Annotated in this window: 15 protein-coding genes; 7 read left to right on the forward strand and 8 right to left on the reverse strand. The window is 59.0% G+C overall.

Annotation, left to right across the window (positions count from 1 at the left end; all coding sequences use genetic code 11):
- Window positions 1-63: 63 nt before the first annotated feature.
- On the forward strand, window positions 64-762 hold the full coding sequence (locus tag PPTH39_RS02935; RefSeq protein ID WP_095000430.1) for a CoA transferase subunit A: 699 nt from the start codon (window positions 64-66) through the stop codon (window positions 760-762).
- Window positions 763-812: 50 nt separating this feature from the next.
- Window positions 813-1,469 (forward strand): CoA transferase subunit B, encoded by a 657-nt coding sequence (locus PPTH39_RS02940; RefSeq protein WP_095000431.1) that lies wholly within the window; start codon window positions 813-815, stop codon window positions 1,467-1,469.
- Window positions 1,470-1,645: 176 nt separating this feature from the next.
- Here the strand turns inward: PPTH39_RS02940 and PPTH39_RS23665 are convergent, their stop codons facing one another.
- The gene (locus PPTH39_RS23665) at window positions 1,646-1,888 is read right to left on the reverse strand and encodes a hypothetical protein (protein ID WP_232527597.1); all 243 of its coding nucleotides are present in this window, start codon (window positions 1,886-1,888) and stop codon (window positions 1,646-1,648) included.
- A gap of 157 nt (window positions 1,889-2,045) precedes the next feature.
- Between PPTH39_RS23665 and PPTH39_RS02950 the strand changes: the two genes are divergently transcribed.
- Both PPTH39_RS02950 and PPTH39_RS02955 read left to right on the forward strand, forming a co-directional pair.
- On the forward strand, window positions 2,046-2,339 hold the full coding sequence (locus PPTH39_RS02950; protein WP_095000432.1) for a type II toxin-antitoxin system RelE/ParE family toxin: 294 nt from the start codon (window positions 2,046-2,048) through the stop codon (window positions 2,337-2,339).
- Between the two features lies 1 nt (window position 2,340).
- Complete coding sequence (locus PPTH39_RS02955; protein WP_095000433.1) at window positions 2,341-2,637, forward strand: addiction module antidote protein; 297 nt, start codon at window positions 2,341-2,343, stop codon at window positions 2,635-2,637.
- 1 nt (window position 2,638) lies between these two features.
- On the opposite strand, the gene PPTH39_RS02960 is transcribed toward PPTH39_RS02955, so the two are convergent.
- Window positions 2,639-3,313 (reverse strand): MgtC/SapB family protein, encoded by a 675-nt coding sequence (locus PPTH39_RS02960; RefSeq protein WP_095000434.1) that lies wholly within the window; start codon window positions 3,311-3,313, stop codon window positions 2,639-2,641.
- Between the two features lie 81 nt (window positions 3,314-3,394).
- Entirely contained in the window at window positions 3,395-4,408 is a 1,014-nt protein-coding gene (locus tag PPTH39_RS02965; RefSeq protein WP_169917002.1) for a GlxA family transcriptional regulator, read from the reverse strand.
- 226 nt (window positions 4,409-4,634) lie between these two features.
- On the opposite strand from PPTH39_RS02965, the gene PPTH39_RS02970 reads away from it, so the two are divergent.
- On the forward strand, window positions 4,635-10,277 hold the full coding sequence (locus tag PPTH39_RS02970; protein ID WP_165446475.1) for a beta strand repeat-containing protein: 5,643 nt from the start codon (window positions 4,635-4,637) through the stop codon (window positions 10,275-10,277).
- A gap of 61 nt (window positions 10,278-10,338) precedes the next feature.
- On the opposite strand, the gene PPTH39_RS02975 is transcribed toward PPTH39_RS02970, so the two are convergent.
- The 4 genes from PPTH39_RS02975 to PPTH39_RS02990 form a co-directional block, all read right to left on the reverse strand.
- On the reverse strand, window positions 10,339-11,022 hold the full coding sequence (locus PPTH39_RS02975; RefSeq protein ID WP_095000436.1) for a response regulator transcription factor: 684 nt from the start codon (window positions 11,020-11,022) through the stop codon (window positions 10,339-10,341).
- 363 nt (window positions 11,023-11,385) lie between these two features.
- Window positions 11,386-12,768, reverse strand: a complete 1,383-nt coding sequence (locus PPTH39_RS02980) for a TolC family outer membrane protein (RefSeq protein ID WP_130871565.1) — start codon at window positions 12,766-12,768, stop codon at window positions 11,386-11,388.
- A gap of 2 nt (window positions 12,769-12,770) precedes the next feature.
- Window positions 12,771-14,096 (reverse strand): HlyD family type I secretion periplasmic adaptor subunit, encoded by a 1,326-nt coding sequence (locus PPTH39_RS02985; RefSeq protein ID WP_130871566.1) that lies wholly within the window; start codon window positions 14,094-14,096, stop codon window positions 12,771-12,773.
- Complete coding sequence (locus PPTH39_RS02990; protein ID WP_095024756.1) at window positions 14,065-15,843, reverse strand: type I secretion system permease/ATPase; 1,779 nt, start codon at window positions 15,841-15,843, stop codon at window positions 14,065-14,067. The genes PPTH39_RS02985 and PPTH39_RS02990 overlap by 32 nt, the downstream gene beginning before the upstream one ends.
- Before the next feature lie 245 nt (window positions 15,844-16,088).
- Between PPTH39_RS02990 and PPTH39_RS02995 the strand changes: the two genes are divergently transcribed.
- Together PPTH39_RS02995 and PPTH39_RS03000 are read left to right on the forward strand one after the other, a co-directional pair.
- Window positions 16,089-16,490, forward strand: coding sequence for an MbcA/ParS/Xre antitoxin family protein (locus PPTH39_RS02995; protein WP_095000440.1), 402 nt, complete (start codon window positions 16,089-16,091; stop codon window positions 16,488-16,490).
- Window positions 16,490-17,167 carry an RES family NAD+ phosphorylase gene (locus PPTH39_RS03000; RefSeq protein WP_095020049.1) on the forward strand — a complete coding sequence of 226 codons (678 nt, stop codon included), beginning with the start codon at window positions 16,490-16,492 and terminating at the stop codon, window positions 17,165-17,167. Before PPTH39_RS02995 ends, PPTH39_RS03000 begins: the two co-directional genes overlap by 1 nt.
- 154 nt (window positions 17,168-17,321) lie before the next feature.
- Here the strand turns inward: PPTH39_RS03000 and PPTH39_RS03005 are convergent, their stop codons facing one another.
- Complete coding sequence (locus PPTH39_RS03005; protein ID WP_095000442.1) at window positions 17,322-17,546, reverse strand: hypothetical protein; 225 nt, start codon at window positions 17,544-17,546, stop codon at window positions 17,322-17,324.
- Window positions 17,547-17,565 lie beyond the last annotated feature (19 nt).

A 17,565-nucleotide genomic window follows, 5' to 3' on the forward strand; every position in this document is an offset into this window, starting at 1 on the left:
GATACGCAGTAACACTCATCACCAATGGCTGAGCACAGCCGGCGAACAATAAAAGAGGTGCATATGGCAGGTTTCGACAAGCGTGTGGCGTCCTATGAAGAAGCCCTGGCCGGGCTCAAGGATGGCATGACCGTGATCTCTGGCGGCTTTGGCCTGTGCGGCATCCCGGAGAACCTGATCAACGAGATAAAGCGCCAGGGCATCAGTGACCTGACCGTGGTATCCAACAACTGCGGAGTCGACGGTTTCGGCCTTGGCGTACTGCTGCAAGACCGTCAGATCCGCAAGGTCATTGCCTCGTACGTCGGTGAAAACGCCCTGTTCGAAAAACAGTTGCTCAGCGGCGAAATTGAAGTGGAGCTGACCCCGCAAGGTACGCTCGCGGAAAAAATGCGCGCCGGCGGTGCCGGTATCCCGGCGTTTTTCACCGCTACCGGGGTCGGCACCCCGGTCGCCGACGGCAAGGAAACCCGTGAATTCAAAGGGCGTACCTATTTGATGGAAGAGTCCATCACCGGCGATTTTGCCATTGTCAAAGGCTGGAAAGCCGATCACTTCGGCAACGTGATTTATCGCCACACCGCGCAGAACTTCAACCCCCTGGCCGCCACGGCGGGCAGGATCACCGTGGTCGAAGTCGAAGAAATCGTCGAGCCCGGCGAACTGGACCCGACGCAGATCCACACTCCCGGCATCTACGTCGACCGGATCATTTGCGGCACGTTTGAAAAACGCATCGAGCAGCTCACCGAGCGCGACTGATCCTCAGCCCCCCTGCCCCAAGCTTTTGAACCTGAGCACGGAGAACAAAAATGGCTCTTACCCGAGAACAAATGGCACAGCGCGTCGCCCGTGAAATGCAGGACGGTTTCTACGTCAACCTGGGTATCGGTATTCCGACCCTGGTTGCCAACTACATCCCCGAAGGCATGGAAGTCATGCTGCAATCGGAAAACGGCCTGCTCGGCATGGGTGCCTTCCCCCGCGTCGGTGAAGCCGACGCCGACATGATCAACGCCGGCAAGCAGACTGTGACTGCGCGCACCGGGGCGTCGATTTTTTCCTCGGCAGAATCCTTCGCAATGATCCGGGGTGGCCATATTGATCTGACCGTGCTCGGCGCATTTGAAGTCGATGTACAGGGCAATATCGCCTCCTGGATGATCCCCGGAAAACTGGTCAAGGGCATGGGTGGAGCGATGGACCTGGTGGCCGGTGCCGAGAACATCATCGTCACCATGACCCATGCGTCCAAGGACGGCGAGTCCAAACTGCTGGCGCGTTGCAGCCTGCCACTGACCGGCGCCGGATGCATCAAGCGCGTGCTGACCGACCTGGCCTATCTGGAAATCGACAACGGCGCCTTCATCCTCAAAGAACGTGCCCCGGGTGTCAGTGTTGAAGAAATCGTCAGCAAAACCGCCGGCAAACTGATCGTCCCCGAGCATGTGCCCGAGATGCAGTTTTAACCGAAATTCCTGTAGCTACTCTGTTACCGGTCAAGGGCTCTGTAACAGCTGACTCGCGGCCTTCGTTCCTCAGCAGCGACTACAGAAACACTGCAACTGTGGGAGCGAGCCTGCTCGCGAAGGTCGTTCGCGAGCAGGCTCGCTCCGACAATAGGGCTTGACCTGCAACAGAGTATCTACAGGTGCAAGCGTGATCCGAGTGTGAACTCTGAAGCCGCAGCGGCTGCAGGACTCAAGACTTCACACCTCGATTTTTTTACCCGGATTTGCCCGGGCCCAATCACCCGACCATCCGCAGCCACCGGTTGCATCAAGGCCAGCGGCTGTTCGGTGGCGGTGTCCAGCAACTGCGAGGGCTGTGACAGTGCGTCAAACACCAGCCATGGCCCAGCCCGCGTAGTCGCCTGCATCAAGGGCATGGTTTGTCATGGCCGCTCACATATTTGTCCTGCTGCGATGAAGGCCGGTGGTTAGTCTTTTTCGAGACCACCACCCAAGCCGCAACCACTCATCGGAGCAAATCATGCTGGCATACAACAAGGCTTGCAAATCGTCTCCAAATGGAGACAATCATTGATGAATCACGAGATACGGCAAACCATAATTTTTGCTGATTGGCTGCTGAATTTAAGAGACATGCGTGCACGGATCGCCATCGCCCGAAGAATTGACCGGGTATCAACCGGCAACTTGGGTGATTTCAAATCCGTGGGCAATGGCGTATCTGAGCTGCGCATTGATATCGGCGCAGGCTATCGGGTGTATTTCACCCTGCGCGAGGTCTCGATCGTGATTTTGCTGGCCGGGGGTGACAAGTCCACACAGCCTGGCGATATCCGCCAGGCGCATAAAATGGCAAAGGAGATTTAACATGACCACTACGCTACTGCCCTTCGACATGGCACAGCTGCTGAACAGCGATGAGGCCATCAGCGAATACCTGACTCAAGTGCTTGCCGACGGTGACACTGACGAACTGATCCGTGCCGTTGGCTACGTTGCAAAAGCTCGTGGCATGGGGCAAATAGCCAATGCCACCGGGCTTGGTCGTGCCAGTTTGTACAAGGCTTTCGCTGCGGGTGCCAAGCCTCGTTTTGAAACCGTAATTAAAGTCATGCACTCCCTGGGTATTGATTTGCAGGCTACAACCCAGGGCAACAGGCCTTGAATTAATGCGGCGCCTGCTCTTCCCTGACATCCGGAATGGTCAAAATCCGCTTCAACAGCTCTGCCGTCTCAACCCGGCTGGTTCTTTTGAACTCCACCGTGATGCTCTCGGTCCCCATGTCCGGCCCCTGCTCAACCACCACCTGCTTGAGTCGCGCAGCATCCTCACCGAGAAACTCCTCAAGGCTCTGGCGATTCACCACCCCAAGAGGGGCCACCAGCTTGATCACATGGACCTTTATATAATCGCGATAGCGGTGCTCGATAGGCCCGATGGCAATCAAAATGGCCAGAATCAACACGGTCGCAGCTACGCCCAGCACATACATGCCGCCGCCAATGGACATACCGATAGCCGCCACTGCCCACAGGCTAGCCGCCGTGTTCAACCCCTTGATTACTTCGCCGCGCATCATGATCGACCCGGCCCCGAGAAAGCCGATGCCGGTGACAATTTGCGCAGCAATCCGCGAAGGATCCAGTTGCGTGCCCGGCTGGGTTAGCGCCTGTTGGAAACCAAAGGCCGACACGGTCATAAACAAGCATGCCCCGGTCGCCACCAACATGTGCGTCCGCAAACCTGCTGTCCAGAATTGATGCTCGCGCTGCAAGCCAATCAAGCTGCCGAGCACCGCTGCCAGCAGCAAACGGCCAATCATTTCCCATTCTGAAATCATCCCAACCCCTCTAACCAGAGCATCTGTCTGCGCAGTAAGTGCCCACAGCATAGTCAAGGATCGGCACTGTGCCGGGCTGAGTTATTTGACCAGGCGCACTTCCTTGGATGGTCGATAGCCGAAATAGGCGCTGTAGCACTTGCTGAAATGACTGGGCGAGACAAACCCGCAGGCCACCAGGACATCGACTTGAGACAGCTCGGTGTGCTGCAGCAACCGCCGCGCTTCAGTGATGCGCAGTTCCAGGTAATAGCGCTGCGGCGTGGTACCCAGTTGCTCCTTGAACAGACGCTCGAGCTGACGTCGGGACCGGCCGACATAAACCGCAAGCTGTTCAAGCTCCAGAGGGTCCTCGAGGTTGGCGTCCATCAGCTTGACCACTTCGCGCAAGGGCGCACTGACGCAGATATTTTCCGCCGGCTTGATCCGTCGGTAGCGTGATTCCTCAAATGCCAGAATATCCTCGATGCCTTCCACCAGTGCCTTGTCATGCAGGCTCTTGATCCAGCCCAGAGCCATCTGGAAGGCTCCGGCAGGACTGGAGGCGGTCATCCGGTCACGATCGATAACATAGGGTTCGCTGGTGACCTGCGCTGCCTTGGCCACTTCGGTCAGTGCCGGGCGATGCTCTGGGTGGATTGCGCAACGATAACCGTCCAGCACCCCGGCACTGGCGAGAAACCAGGCGCCGTTCCATAACCCGCCCAGCGTGATACCCGCACGCGCAGCCGTCCTGAGCAGGCTGCTCAACTCATCGTTGAGCTTCAACTCGGTCCGGTAACCCCCGCAGATCACCAGCAGGTCCAGTTCATGGATCATCGCCGGATCAATACACGCATCGGGGCGGATCACCAGGCCCAGATCGCTGACCACCTCACCGTCGCTCAAGCCATAGGTGCGCGAAGAAAACAAACCGGCACGCAGCAGGTTGGCAGTAATGATGGTGTCCAGCGCCTGGGTGAAGGCCGGCAGCGAAAAATGCTCCAGCAACACAAAACCGGTACGCACCATGGGCCCTGGCTCTATGGCACTGTCTTTGAGGTAGCGAAGGTTCTTGCCCTTCATGCCGGTGCTGAATTGACGTCGTTCGGTCAAGATTCGATCCGTTTCTTGTGTATTTATAAGGCGCAATGCTAACCGTAGGCAGGTGAAAAAGCTCCTGCCTCAGCTCTCCTGCTTCCCCTCCCTGATAGGCCGATACTCCCAGACCGCCTGGGAGTATCGGCCGATGCGCAACCTGACGCACAAACCCATAGTTGAGATCTGTCGCAATAAATCCCCAGCGGTCAGCTCTGTGACCGGAATCAGCCAGGAGAGCGTCATGGCTATCATCTTGAACAGCAGTATCACGGTCGATGAAACGAGCGGTTTGCAGAACGCCGCCACCTCCACCGATATCGAAGATATCAACGATAACGACATCACCGTCGCGGCCATCAATGGTACCGATGATACCGGCGACCTGCCCTTCGCATTCGAGTCCCGTCTGTTCACTCTGCTGGGCGCCACACCGGTCAAGAATGCGGCGCTGAGTGGCTATACCGGCGCCGCCGGCAACAGCGGTGCCGACCTGATCACCATCACCGGTACCTACGCGGACCTGGCCTTTACCGATGCCCAGGGCAAGGCGCTGGGCGACCCGACCAACGCCAACAGCGGCTCGGACTGGAGCGGCCTGTATACCCTCGATGGCACCAGAATCTTTCTTTATACGGACACGACCAACAATATCGTGCTGGGCCGTGCTGGCACTGAAGGGGCGACACCCGCACCCGAGGACGACCTGGCAGATCCGGGCGGTACTCTTATTTTCGCCGCCTATCTTGAACAGACAGCAACCGGGGCCAAGGTCTGGATGGTGCAGCAAGAACCGCTGCTGCACCCGGACACAGCCAACCCCGATGATGTGGTCGACATGACCAACCACCTCTGGGTAACCGCCAGCCAGGATCTGGCTTTTGATTTCGCCGGTTTGCCCTCCGGGCAAAACGGCTTTCTGATGTTCAAGGCAGGTGGCAGCACCACCGGCCTGATCGTTACCGGCATGGATCCGGATCAGGTACCCGCCAATCAGGCTGACACAGTCAATACCAGTCAGGGTGCCGGCCCTACCACCATCGGCACCAACAGCCAGGGGATCAAGGCTGGCGAAGGCATGATCTTCAGTTTTGTGAGCAACCCGGACGCGCGTTACACCGTGCCAGACCTGACCCATGGTGAGGCGACCAACGAAAGCAACATCCTGTTTGGCGGGCTCTTCGCGGCAAGCGGCGCAACCATTGTCATCGCCCAGGCCACCCCCCCGAAAACCTGTGCGGCCACTATCAGCGCCTTTACCACCGGCCTGGAGGTCGGATCGGCTTACTATGACGGCCTGCTTGACGGTAATGGCCATGCGGTAAACGGGGCAGACAATCTTGGCTATATCGCCAGTATCACGGTGATCGGTGCCAATGGTGTTGCCATCGCCGGTCTGACCGGGGTCACGACCAACACCACGCTAGGCAGCATCAGTGTGACCTTCAACACCAGCAATGGCGGCCTTGACCGCACCGCAACGATTGTCGGCTTCGAAGCCAACTTCTCCCTGCAATACACCGTTGATGGCACCCACAATCGCGTGGTAATTGAAAACAGCGGCACCGGCAACTCCACGTTCGATATCGGCGGTTTCCATCTGCCCAATGTGGTGGCCGTGCCTCAGGAAGTCGGCAGCCTGTTTAACTTTGAAGACGACGGCCCTGCCGCCGCGGGGCTGCCGGTAACGGCACTGGTGGATGAAGACAGTCTGATTGGCGGCATCGATGGCGGTGTCGGCGACGCGGGCCTGCTGGTTCCGGCATCGGCCTCAGGCACTGTGGCCACTGTATTCACATCCGGTACTGATGCGCCGGCAAGCTACTCCTTGTCCAACGACACTTCCGCCGTGCAAGTAGTTGACAGCGCCGCGACTGCGGTGGCGCTGGCCTCCAAGGGCGAGGCGGTTAAATATGACGTGATCGGCAACACCCTGTGGGGCTATGTCGGTGCCGCTGCTGAATACGTCGCCGCCACTGACCGCGCGGTGTTCAAGCTGGAGCTGACCAATACCTCTGACGGCAGCTATACCTTCACCCTTCTCGATCAACTCGATCACCCGGATACGGTGGGTGGCGACAACAGCGAAAACGAACTGCTGCTGCAGTTGGGTTCGGTGTTCAAGGTCACCGACAAGGATGGTGACTCGGTCACCGCTACGGCGCAGAAACTGGTAATCACCGTGGATGACGACACCCCGATCGCCACACTGAACCCGCTCACGGGGACGGTGGACGAAGACGGTGTGCTCGAAGGTGCGGCTAACGCTGGTCCCGGTGATGGTATCGCAGGCGGCACAGGTGATGTGGCCGGGGAGATCGTGCTTGCCAGCGGCAATGTCAGTACCCTGTTTGCCTCCGGTGCGGACGAGCCACTGAGCTATTCGCTGACCACCAATGGCCTGTCAGCCCTGGGGCTGAAAAGCGCCGGAGTGACCGTCACCTATGCGGTCGCCTTTGATGCCATCAGCAGCACCTGGCTGCTCACTGCATCAGCCGGAGCAGGCAATACGGTGTTCACTTTCAGTCTGCACACAAGCACTGGCGCCTATGCCTTTACCCTGGTGGATCAACTCGATCATGCCGCCGGCCTGAACGAGAACGATCTGACCATCGCCCTTGGCACCGCCATCAACGCTACCGACTTTGATGGCGACACGGTAACGGCAGCCGCCAACGGCCTGGTGATCACGGTGAACGATGATACCCCTGTCGCCACGGTCAATCAGCTCACGGGCAGCGTGGACGAGGACGGTGTGGTGGAAGGCACGGCTAACGCCGGCCCCGGCGACGGTATCGCCGGTGGTACCGGGGATGTGGCCGGGGAAACCGTATTGGCCAGCGGCAACGTCAGCACCCTGTTCCAGTCCGGCGCGGACGAAGCGCTGAGCTACTCGCTGACCACCAATGGCATGGTGGCCCTGGGCCTGCAAAGCGGCGGCGTGGCTGTCAGCTATGCGGTCGCCTTTGACGCAGGCAGCAACACTTGGCAGCTCACGGCCTCGGCCGGAGCAGGCAATACGGTGTTCACGTTCAGCCTGCACGCCGCAACCGGCGCCTATGCCTTTACCCTGGTGGATCAACTCGATCATGCCGCCGGCCTGAACGAAAACGATCTGAGCATTGCCCTCGGCACTGCCGTCAATGCCACTGATTTTGACGGCGACAGCGTGACCGCAGCGGCCAATGGCCTGGTGATTACGGTGAACGACGATTCACCGATCGCTTCCATCAATCAGCTCACCGGTACGGTGGACGAAGACGGTGTGGTGGAAGGCACGGCTAACGCCGGCCCCGGCGATGGCATCGCCGGTGGTAGCGGGGATGTGGCCGGGGAAATCGTATTGGCCAGCGGCAATGTCAGTACCCTGTTCCAGTCGGGTGCAGACGAAGCCCTGAGCTATTCGCTGACCACCACCGGCATGGCAGCACTGGGCCTGATGAGCGGCGGCGTGGCCGTCACTTACGCGGTCGCCTTTGACCCAGGCAGCAACACCTGGCTGCTGACGGCCTCGGCCGGAGCTGGCAATACGGTGTTCACCTTCAGCCTGCACGCTGCAACCGGCGCCTTTGCCTTTACCCTGGTAGATCAACTCGATCATGCCGCCGGCCTGAACGAGAATGATCTGACCATCGCCCTCGGCACGACCCTCAACGCCACCGACTTTGACGGCGACAGTGTGACGGCAGCGGCCGATGGCCTGGTGATCACGGTGGATGACGACACGCCACTCGCATCGATCAATCTGCTCACCGGCACGGTGGACGAAGACGGTGTACTTGAAGGCGCGGCCGACTCTGGCCCCGGTGATGGTATCCCGGGCGGTACCGGGGACGTGGCCGGGGAAATCGTATTGGCCAGCGGCAATGTCAGCGCCCTGTTCCAGTCCGGCGCAGACGAGCCGCTGAGTTACTCCCTGACCACCAATGGCCTGTCAGCCCTGGGCCTGAAAAGCGGCGGGGTCACGGTGACCTATGCCACTGCCTATGACGCGGGCAGTAACACCTGGTTGCTGACCGCTTCTGCCGGGGCCGGCAATTCGGTGTTCACCTTCAGCGTGCAAGCGGCGACAGGGGCCTATGCCTTTATGCTGCTCGATCAACTCGACCATGCCGCCGGCCTGAACGAGAACGATCTGAACATCGCTCTGGGCACTGCAATCAACGCCACGGACTATGACGGCGACAGCATCACGGCCGCCGCCAACGGCCTGCTGATTACCGTGGATGACGACTCGCCCGTGGTCACCGCCAAGTCCAATGTGGTCTATGCCAACGCCAGCAACCCGACTCCAGGCGGCACTGGCGTATTTGCCTATGACATCGGCGCGGATGAGCGCCTGGGAACGGTCTACAGCTCTGCAAACAGCGACCTGTCCGTGAGCATGGGAGACAGCACGGTGGGCACCACCGCCATCAGCAACAAAGTGGTGACATGGGCCTCGGAGTCAGACACCAGTGCGGTGTTCAACCTCTCCTTCACCTATGTTTCCAACAACCCGACGCTGGGCGCGCTGACCAACGCAACCGGCACCATGACCTTTGACAAGGTGGCAGACACCTACACCCTGAGCCTGACGGACGATATCGACAGCTTCAGCATCCTGAAAACCTCCGCAGCACAAGGCTTCACCGGCTACAACATTGGCGGCACAACGCCGATCAACCAGCAACCGCCGGTGTCGGTGGCCAAGCTGGCCGACGACTTCTTTGTGCAGTTCAGCGGTTTCGCCGAACAGGGTTCAGGCACCGGTGCCAATAACATCATGGCCGGTGGCAACAGCGCCTTCGTCCCCGGTGAGCTGTTCTCTGCCGCAACCTCCTGGGTCAGTGTTTCCGGGACCGCCGCCGGCGTGGCCGGTGACACCATCCAGCAAGGCGAGGTAATGGACCTGGACTTCTTCACCGCCAGCCCGTTCGGTGATACAGCCGCAGCGCCCACAGCCACCAGCAAAGGGATCTACGTCAAGTTCGACGGCATCGGCAGCGAGGACCTGGTACTGGTGCTCAAGCTTATCGATCCTGACGACAACAGCCAGATCACCCGGGCGATCATTGTCGACAGCGAAGACATCATCATAAAAAACGCCTCGACTGCCCCCAATAACTTCCATCCGATTGCCAACCCCGCAGCCTACGGGATCACCCTGGATCAGAACGACGGTGCGGTGATTATCGAGAGCAACGACTACAACTTCGGCAGCGAGAACTACCTGATCCAGGGCCTGCAGGTGCTGGATTCCACCGAGGGTGTCAGCGGTAGCGGCTACAACCTCAATGGCAATGTGGGCGTCAGCGGGGTCAGTACCGGCAGCACATTGACCTTCAGCAACGAGTCCGGCGAGGGCAGTAAAAGCAACCCTGTAGAAGCCGGTGAAGCGGGAACCTGGGATGGCGATGTGATCAAGATCACTGACCTGGGTTTTGTCACCTCGACCACCCCGGATGCCCATCTGGCCTTCAACGTCGTGGTGACGGATGCGGATGCCGATTCAACCGCAGCCCAGACCCTGAATGTGACCATCGAAGGGGACAAAACCTTCACCGGTGGTGTGGGGGCCGACACCTTCAACTTCAGCGGCCTGGATACCGATAGCTCACTGACTGCGGCAACGACAGTGAGCTCCTCCGGCTTCACTTCCGGGGTGGACACGCTGAACTTCCCGACCGCAGGCACAGGGGCGAACTATATGGAAGTGGCGGCCCCCGCGGCCAACGTGGCAGCCTTTATTACCGCCGCCGATACGGCGCTCAATGGCACCACCAACTACTACTTTGGCGTCGTTGGAGGCGACGGCTATCTGGCATACGACGGTGATGGCACGGGGATCACCGGCATTATCAAGTTGGTGGGTGTGACGGATATCGCCCCGACTGACATTGTGTAAATGTCGCAGCAGGTAAAAAGGCCTGGCTCCCACAAGGAGCCAGGCCTTTTTTGTCGGGCCTTTATTTGCTGTCAAACAACCCGTGCTTGATTGCGTACATCAGCAAGTCCGTACGGTTGATCAGGTCAAGCTTCTGGTAAATGTTGCTCAGATGGTTATGCACGGTGTGCTCGCTGATGCCCAGGCTTCCGGCGATGCTCATGTACTTGGCCGAGGGCTCACCCACGATGGCGCGAATCAGCTCTCTCTCGCGCAAGGTCAGACGCGATTGTTTCTCCAGTTCCAGATTGTGTTTCAAGGCCGTATGCCCGCTCGCAGCATAGTCGCACAGGCCGCCGGTCCAGGCCCTGTTGAGCCCGGTGTCTCGATGGTGGACCTTGATGATGGCAAGGATGATCGACTCGGTCGGGTCTTCCGCCAGTACGATGCCACGAGCACCCGCTTCCATTGCCTGGGTTGCGGGTATGACCTCGTACAGCCCTTTGAGCACCAGCACTTTAATCCCGGTACTGCGGGTGAGTTGGGTGATGACCGCCAGCGGGTTCAGCGCGTCCGGAAAGAAGCTAAAAAATATGACATGGGGTCGTAACTGATCGGCAAGGTCAAGCGCATGGGTATAGGTGGTGGCCTGGCCACTCACTTCCATTTGAGGCTTCCTGGCATTGATCAAGTCGTGAAGACCTCTGAGAACAAGCGGGCGACAGTCGATCAGCATCACACGTATGGGTTTTCTGAGGGGGGGCATTACCTTCCTGACTCCCTTGAACCATCAATCACCTCTACCCGCTGCCCGTTCGAGTAGAAGCAAAAACAATCAGGAGTACTTATCAATAGCTTGCGCCTGTTGATGTTCTTCCTCGGGCTGTCTGGTAAGTCTAGGACAGACCTGCGTGCTGCCCCGCCTGCCAGAACGGCAATCGGGCAATCCGTTTTTTAATCAGGCACCTCGTGTTTATTCCTGCATGCGGCCAGCAGACCACGCAAATCAAGGCCTTAGGCGTGCTGCAGGGGGGACGCGACATGTATGACAGGCATCATGCGTGTCAAAAAAACAGACAGATGGTGTAACGCCAGGTTAACAGATAAGCACAAAGTCAATTAAGTGGCGTTATCGCGGATCCGCAATGTCCGCCGCCGGACTGCCCGGATTCAGCCACAGATTCACGCTTGCGACACTTTCACCAGGTGGCTTGCCCGCCCAGCGATTGAGCGTAATGACATTGGTGACGAAGTCGTACTGGGTCTTGAGCAAATCCCGATGAGCCCGGTATTCGTTACGCACACTGGTCAGCACATCGACGGCATTCACCATCCCGTAACCGAACGCTTTTTCTGCGGCGGCTCTGGACAGCTGTGCCGAAGCCAGGGCATGGCGACTGGCGCTGATCTTCTCTGCGCTGGTATCGGCCGTCAGGTAGGCGCTGGTGATTTCCTTGACCACCCGCCGCTGTACCAACTCCAGCTGTTGCTCGGCCGCGATCTGATCCTGATACAGCCCGCGCACCCGTGCCGAGGTCGAGCCGCCGCTGTATATCGGTACCTGCAGGCCGATCCCGGCCACATAACTGTCGGTGCGCGGCACCAGGGCATTGTTATAGCCTTCGTTGGACTGCTGCGCGCTGAGGGTCAGGCTCAGAGTCGGATAGTGCCCGCCCTTGCCGCTACGCAAGGCCGCGCCAGCCACCTCTACCCCGCTTTCATTGGCCTTGAGTGCCGGGTTTTGCGCAACCCCTTCGCGCACCCAGCTTTCCAGGCTCTGCGTCGAAACCCGTAACTGCACATCGTCGCGCACGCGACTGAGCTTCTCCTTGACCGGCCGTCCGACGATCTCGGCCAGCGCCGCGCGACTGACGCTGACCAGGTTACGGGCATCCAGGACCTGCGCCGCCAGGCCGTCGACACGGGCCTTGAGGTCCAGCTGATCGGTAATCAAGGCCAGCTGTTTGGCGTACAGCGCGTTGACCCGGTCCAGGCTTTTTTGCGTGGTACGCAGCTCGGCCTGAATCAGTTCGAATTCATCTTCGGCGGCCAATACCGTGAAGTACCGCCGGGCCAGCTCCACCGTGGCCTCGGACTGAGCCTCCAGGGCTTCGGAATCGGACTGTTTGGCCATGCTTTTGAACTTCTGGTAATTCTCCCAGGTGGACTTGTTGTACAGATACTGACGCAATACCAGACTGTAGACTTCACTGTCGAAACTCTGCTGCACCAGCTCGTTTTCCTGGTGAATCCGGTTGACCCCGGCGTTGAGCGATACCTGCGGCAACAGGGTGCCCATGGCTTCACGCTGGTACTCCTGCCCTGCTTGCGCCCGCGCACGGGAGGCCAATATTCGCGGGTCCTGCAAACGGGCCTCGCGATACAACTGCATCAGGTCAGTGGTGAATGTCGATGCGCTGACCCCTTGCGCCGCCGGCACTGCGCCTTGCGCAAGGGCAACCCCCGCGGCAAGCCCGAACAAACCACCCAGCACGCGTGCAGTCACTTGCATGATCACTCCTCAATCATCGATTGTGAGAGGGCATTGCGCGCCGGTTGCATCAGGTAGTGCAGCAGAGTGCGCTGCCCGGTGATGATCAACACGTCCGCCGGCATGCCCGGCAGCAACTTGCGTTCCCCCAGGGTGTGCTCACCGGCTTTGGTCACCTTGACCCGGGCGAGGTAATAACCGGCCCCGGTTTTTTCATTGATCAGCCGGTCTGCCGAAACACTGCTGACCTCGCCTTCGATCACCGGTGTGGTGGCGCTGTTGAACGCGCCAAAACGAATATCGGCACGCCTGCCGATGGCAACACGATCAATGTCCACCGGCGCCACCTGGGCCTCAATAACCAGCCCCGACACTGACGGCACGATGTCCAGCAACGGGGTCGCCGGGCGCACCACGCCGCCAATCGTATGCACGGTCATGCCGATCACCATGCCCGCTTCAGGGGCACGAATCACGCTATGGCCCAGGCGGTCTTCCAGGGCGCTGGCGCGCTCCTGCAGGTCGTAAATTTTGCTCTGGACCTCTGCCAGTTGCTTGACCACTTCGGCATTGAAGTCCTTGTCGATCTGCAGGATCTGCAGCCGGGTTTCATTGATCTGCAAGCGGCTGGTGGTGATTGCGGAACGGTGCTCGACCACTTCCGACCTGAGCAGTTGGCGCTTGCGTTCCTGCTCGAGCAGACGCTGTTTGTCGACAAAGCCCTGGGCCAGCAGGTCAGTCAATTCGACAATTTCACCACTGTAGGACCTGTCCAGATGCCCCTTGGCGCCGATAATCGCCTGGGTGCCATTGATCTGTTCATTCAACTGGTCAATGCGCTCTTGCAGCACGGCAATCTGCCCCAGGCGCGAGCCTCGCTGGGCGTTGAATACCCGGATTTCGCCCTGGCGCGCTTCGCCGCCCCGCTGGATGTCGGCTGTGGCCAGCGGAGCAAAAGCAATCTCGGGCAGATTGTCGCGCTCTGCCACAAGCCGGGCTTCCATGGCTTTGGCGGCAATCAGTTGCCCACGGGTCATCTGGTATTCGAAGCGCAGCGGCGTATCGTCGAGAATGATCAGCGGGTCATCCTGTTTGACGGTATCACCGTCATGTACCAGCACCTCTTTGACGATGCCGCCTTCAAGGTGCTGTACCGTTTTGCGATACGCCTGCACGGTCACCACACCCGGTGCATAGGCCGCGCCATCAAGCGGCGCGAACGCAGCCCAGGTGCCGAACACGCCGAAAGTCAGCACCACAATGACAAAACCCAGGCGTCGGATTTTTCGATCGCTAGTGGTCAGTTCGGCAAAGTTGTCAGTTGATGGAATTGGGATCATGGGGTTCATCGGAACCGTCCTTGCCGTTAGCCACCGCAGCCATGGCGGTTTCAGCCTGCATGGTCTGTTTTGGCGCCTGCTGTGCGTTGAGCTCCGTCAGCACGAGCTCACGCGGCCCGAACAGACTGAGGCCGCCGTTGCTCATCACCATGAGCCGGTCAAGCTGGGACACAATATTGGTGCGATGGGTAATCACAAACAGGGTGGCACCTGACAGCCTGATCCTGTGAAGGGCAGCTATCAGGGCTCGGTCACCGACTTCGTCGAGATTGGAATTGGGCTCATCGAGGATGATCAGCCGCGGGCTGCCGTACAGGGCGCGAGCCAGCCCTATGCGCTGGCGCTGCCCGCCGGAAAGTACCACGCCGTCACCACCAATCACGGTGTCGTAACCATCGGGCAACAACAGGATCATGTCGTGAACACCGGCCGTGGTGGCCGCAAGAATGACTTTCTCGGAATCGACCCGGGTAAAACGGGCAATGTTGTCGCTGACGCTGCCTTCGAACAGCTCGATGTCCTGGGGCAAGTAGCCGATATGGGGCCCCAGTTCATGTTTATCCCAGGCGCTGATATCCGCGCCATCCAGGCGCACCACACCTTGCAGCGGTGCCCAGATGCCCAGCAGCGCCCTGGCGAGGGTAGACTTGCCCGCCGCACTGGGGCCGATAATGCCGACCACGCAACCGGCCGGCACACTGAAACTGATGTTCTTGATGATGGCAATATTCGAGCCGGGAGCCGCAACGGTCAGGTTCTCAACCTGCACGTCGCCCTTGGGCGCCGGTAATGACATGCGCTCGGGCTGAGCCTGTTGGCTGGCCAGGATCGCGTTAAGCCGGGCGTACTGCGAGCGCGCCGCAATAAAGCCTTTCCAGCTGCCGATAATCAGATCAATGGGTGCCAGTGCCCGGCCTAGCAGCACCGACCCGGCAAACACCAGCCCTGCCCCCACCTGATGATCAACGGCCAGATAGGCCCCCAGTCCGAGAATCAGCGATTGCACCAGAATCCGGAACGACCTGGACAGGGTGCTGATCATGGCCCCTTTATCGCTGGCCCGGGATTGCAGCAACAGCACATTTTTTTGCCGGGTCCACCAACGGTCCATCAAGGTTTCAAGCATGCCCATGGATTCGATGACTTCGGCATTGCGCAGGTTTTTCGTGGTGTAGAGCGAAGCGCCAATATGCTCCTTGTTGGCCTGGGCCAGCGTCGGCCCGGTCAATCTTTCATTAACAAACGCAAGCAACAGCAACAACAGCGCACTGCCCGTCGCCACCCAGCCAAACCAGGGGTGAAACATAAACATCACGGCGATATAGATGGGTAGCCAGGGGGCATCAAAAAAGGCAAACAAGCCGTTACCGGAGAGAAACTGACGCAAGCCGGTCAAGTCATTCAGCGGTTGGGCCGAGGCGTCCATCCCGCCGCTTTCCAGGGCCCGCTTGAAACTGGCCTTGTAGACCTGGCGGCTGAGCAGCATGTCCAGGCGGTTGCTGACCCGGACCATGATCCGTGATCGGGTCCACTCAAGGCAGCCGAGGGTGATCACCAGACCGGTCATGATCAGCGTCAACATGCTGAGGGTGGTCAGGCTGCCGCTGGTGATCACGCGCCCATAGACCTGCAACATATAGAACGTGGGAACCAGCATTAACGCATTGATAAAGAAGCTGAAAAAACCAACGGAGAGAAAGCTTTCCCGGCAGGCTTTCAACGCAGTGTGCAGGCTGTTTTCAGATGGGCTACGCATTGAAAATTCCAGCTTTGAAAGCCTTCATTAGTAAAGCGTAGATCATGCCCGGGCGGTGTGCTTAGCGTGGCGCGGCACGAAAACTTCACTGACAGACAAAGTCTGACAGACCAACACACAGGCAATCCCCCACGGGACAAAAACTCACTGCCGGGCCACTGGGGCAAACATTCAGTTACGAACGGTCGTCTTGAATTTATTCATATCCGGAGTAGGCTGGATTTATACCTGTATCGGAGGAAGTCATGCATCTAGTCGCCCAAAATCCTGAGCCCGACATCACCAGCGGCGATGCAGGTCGAGTTGCCCTGACCTTTTTCTTCAGCCTGATGGAGCACTGGGGTTGCACCAAGGATCAACAGTGCACCCTGCTCGGCGCCATTGGTAATACCACCTACTTCAAATACAAAAAACTGCCAAACGTGCGCTTGCCCCACGACACTCTGGAACGCATTTCGTACTTGATGGGCGTACACAAAGCTCTGCGCATCCTGTTCAGCAACAAGCCTGAGCGGGCCTACGAATGGGTACACAAACCCAACACCGCAGCGCCCTTTAATGGCCAGAGCGCCCTGGGCTACATGCTCGCCGGTCAGGTGGTCGATCTGGCAGACGTGCGTCGTTATCTGGATGGAGTACGCGGCTGATGCCAGATGCAGTGCTGCCTGAATGGACCAAGGCTTACCGCATCATCAATAGCGCCTTCCCGCCCATCTCGGTATTTGAAGACACCCTGGATCCAGCAGATCTTGAAATCGCCTTCGCCCTCGAATGCCTGACCAATGACCGCCTGCGTGACCAGGCAGGCGTGCTGCAACGGGTAACGCCAGCAGACCGTCTGTGCGGCGAAGGCTCGACGCCGATAATGGCCGCCTTTACCCATATTGGCCGGGCCAGTCGTTTTACCGATGGCACTTATGGTGTGTACTACTGTGCCAACAGCCTCGAGGCCGCCATTGCTGAGACCTGCTTTCATCAGGAACAATTCTGGCGGGCCACCCGGGAAGCCAGTATTGAAATCACCCTGCGCACCTATATCAATCGCGTGGTAAAGCCGATGATCGATATACGTGGCGTTGCCCGACTGCACGATCCTTCACCTGCCCGATATGGCCTGCCCCAGGCCTTCGCCCGGCCATTGCGGGCAGATGGCGCCTGGGGCCTGCTGTACAACAGCGTGCGCCTGACCGGCCACGAATGCGTGGCTGCGTTTCGCCCTCCAGCACTTTCACTACCGGTTCAGGGCCAGCATTTGAGATATGTATGGGATGACAAGGCGCAGGCGATTACCTGGGTCCTGCAGCTCAGCGAAGTGCCAAGATAAGGCCAGGGATTCCGGCGAACGGGTCACCTGATCGATTTCTTCAGCCCAGCCTTTGAAGTCCCTGGACTTCAGGCTGTGAACCGCAGGGAAAACCTTGCTTTGCACAAGCCCATGCTCGGCGTGACCAGCGCGTGGCAGGTTTTGCCAGCAACCTTCAGAGGGTGTATTGCTTGAACAGTTCCTCTTTGATGATCAACAGCGCATCTTCGTAGTAGCGCTCGCCGCGAGCCTCACTGAGCAATACCGAGCGCACACTGCCCTCGCCTTCGGCGGGCGTGTGTTCGCAGGTCAGGTAGAACTCGGCGGTTTCAGGTTTGAATTCCAGGTAGTAGAACAATTCGCGACCTTCGCGGTGCCAGTAGCCGATTTCTCTACGCATAGGGGTTCCTTGGTTAGCC

This window comes from Pseudomonas bubulae (assembly GCF_900618535.1).
Classification (GTDB): Bacteria; Pseudomonadota; Gammaproteobacteria; order Pseudomonadales; family Pseudomonadaceae; genus Aquipseudomonas; species Aquipseudomonas bubulae.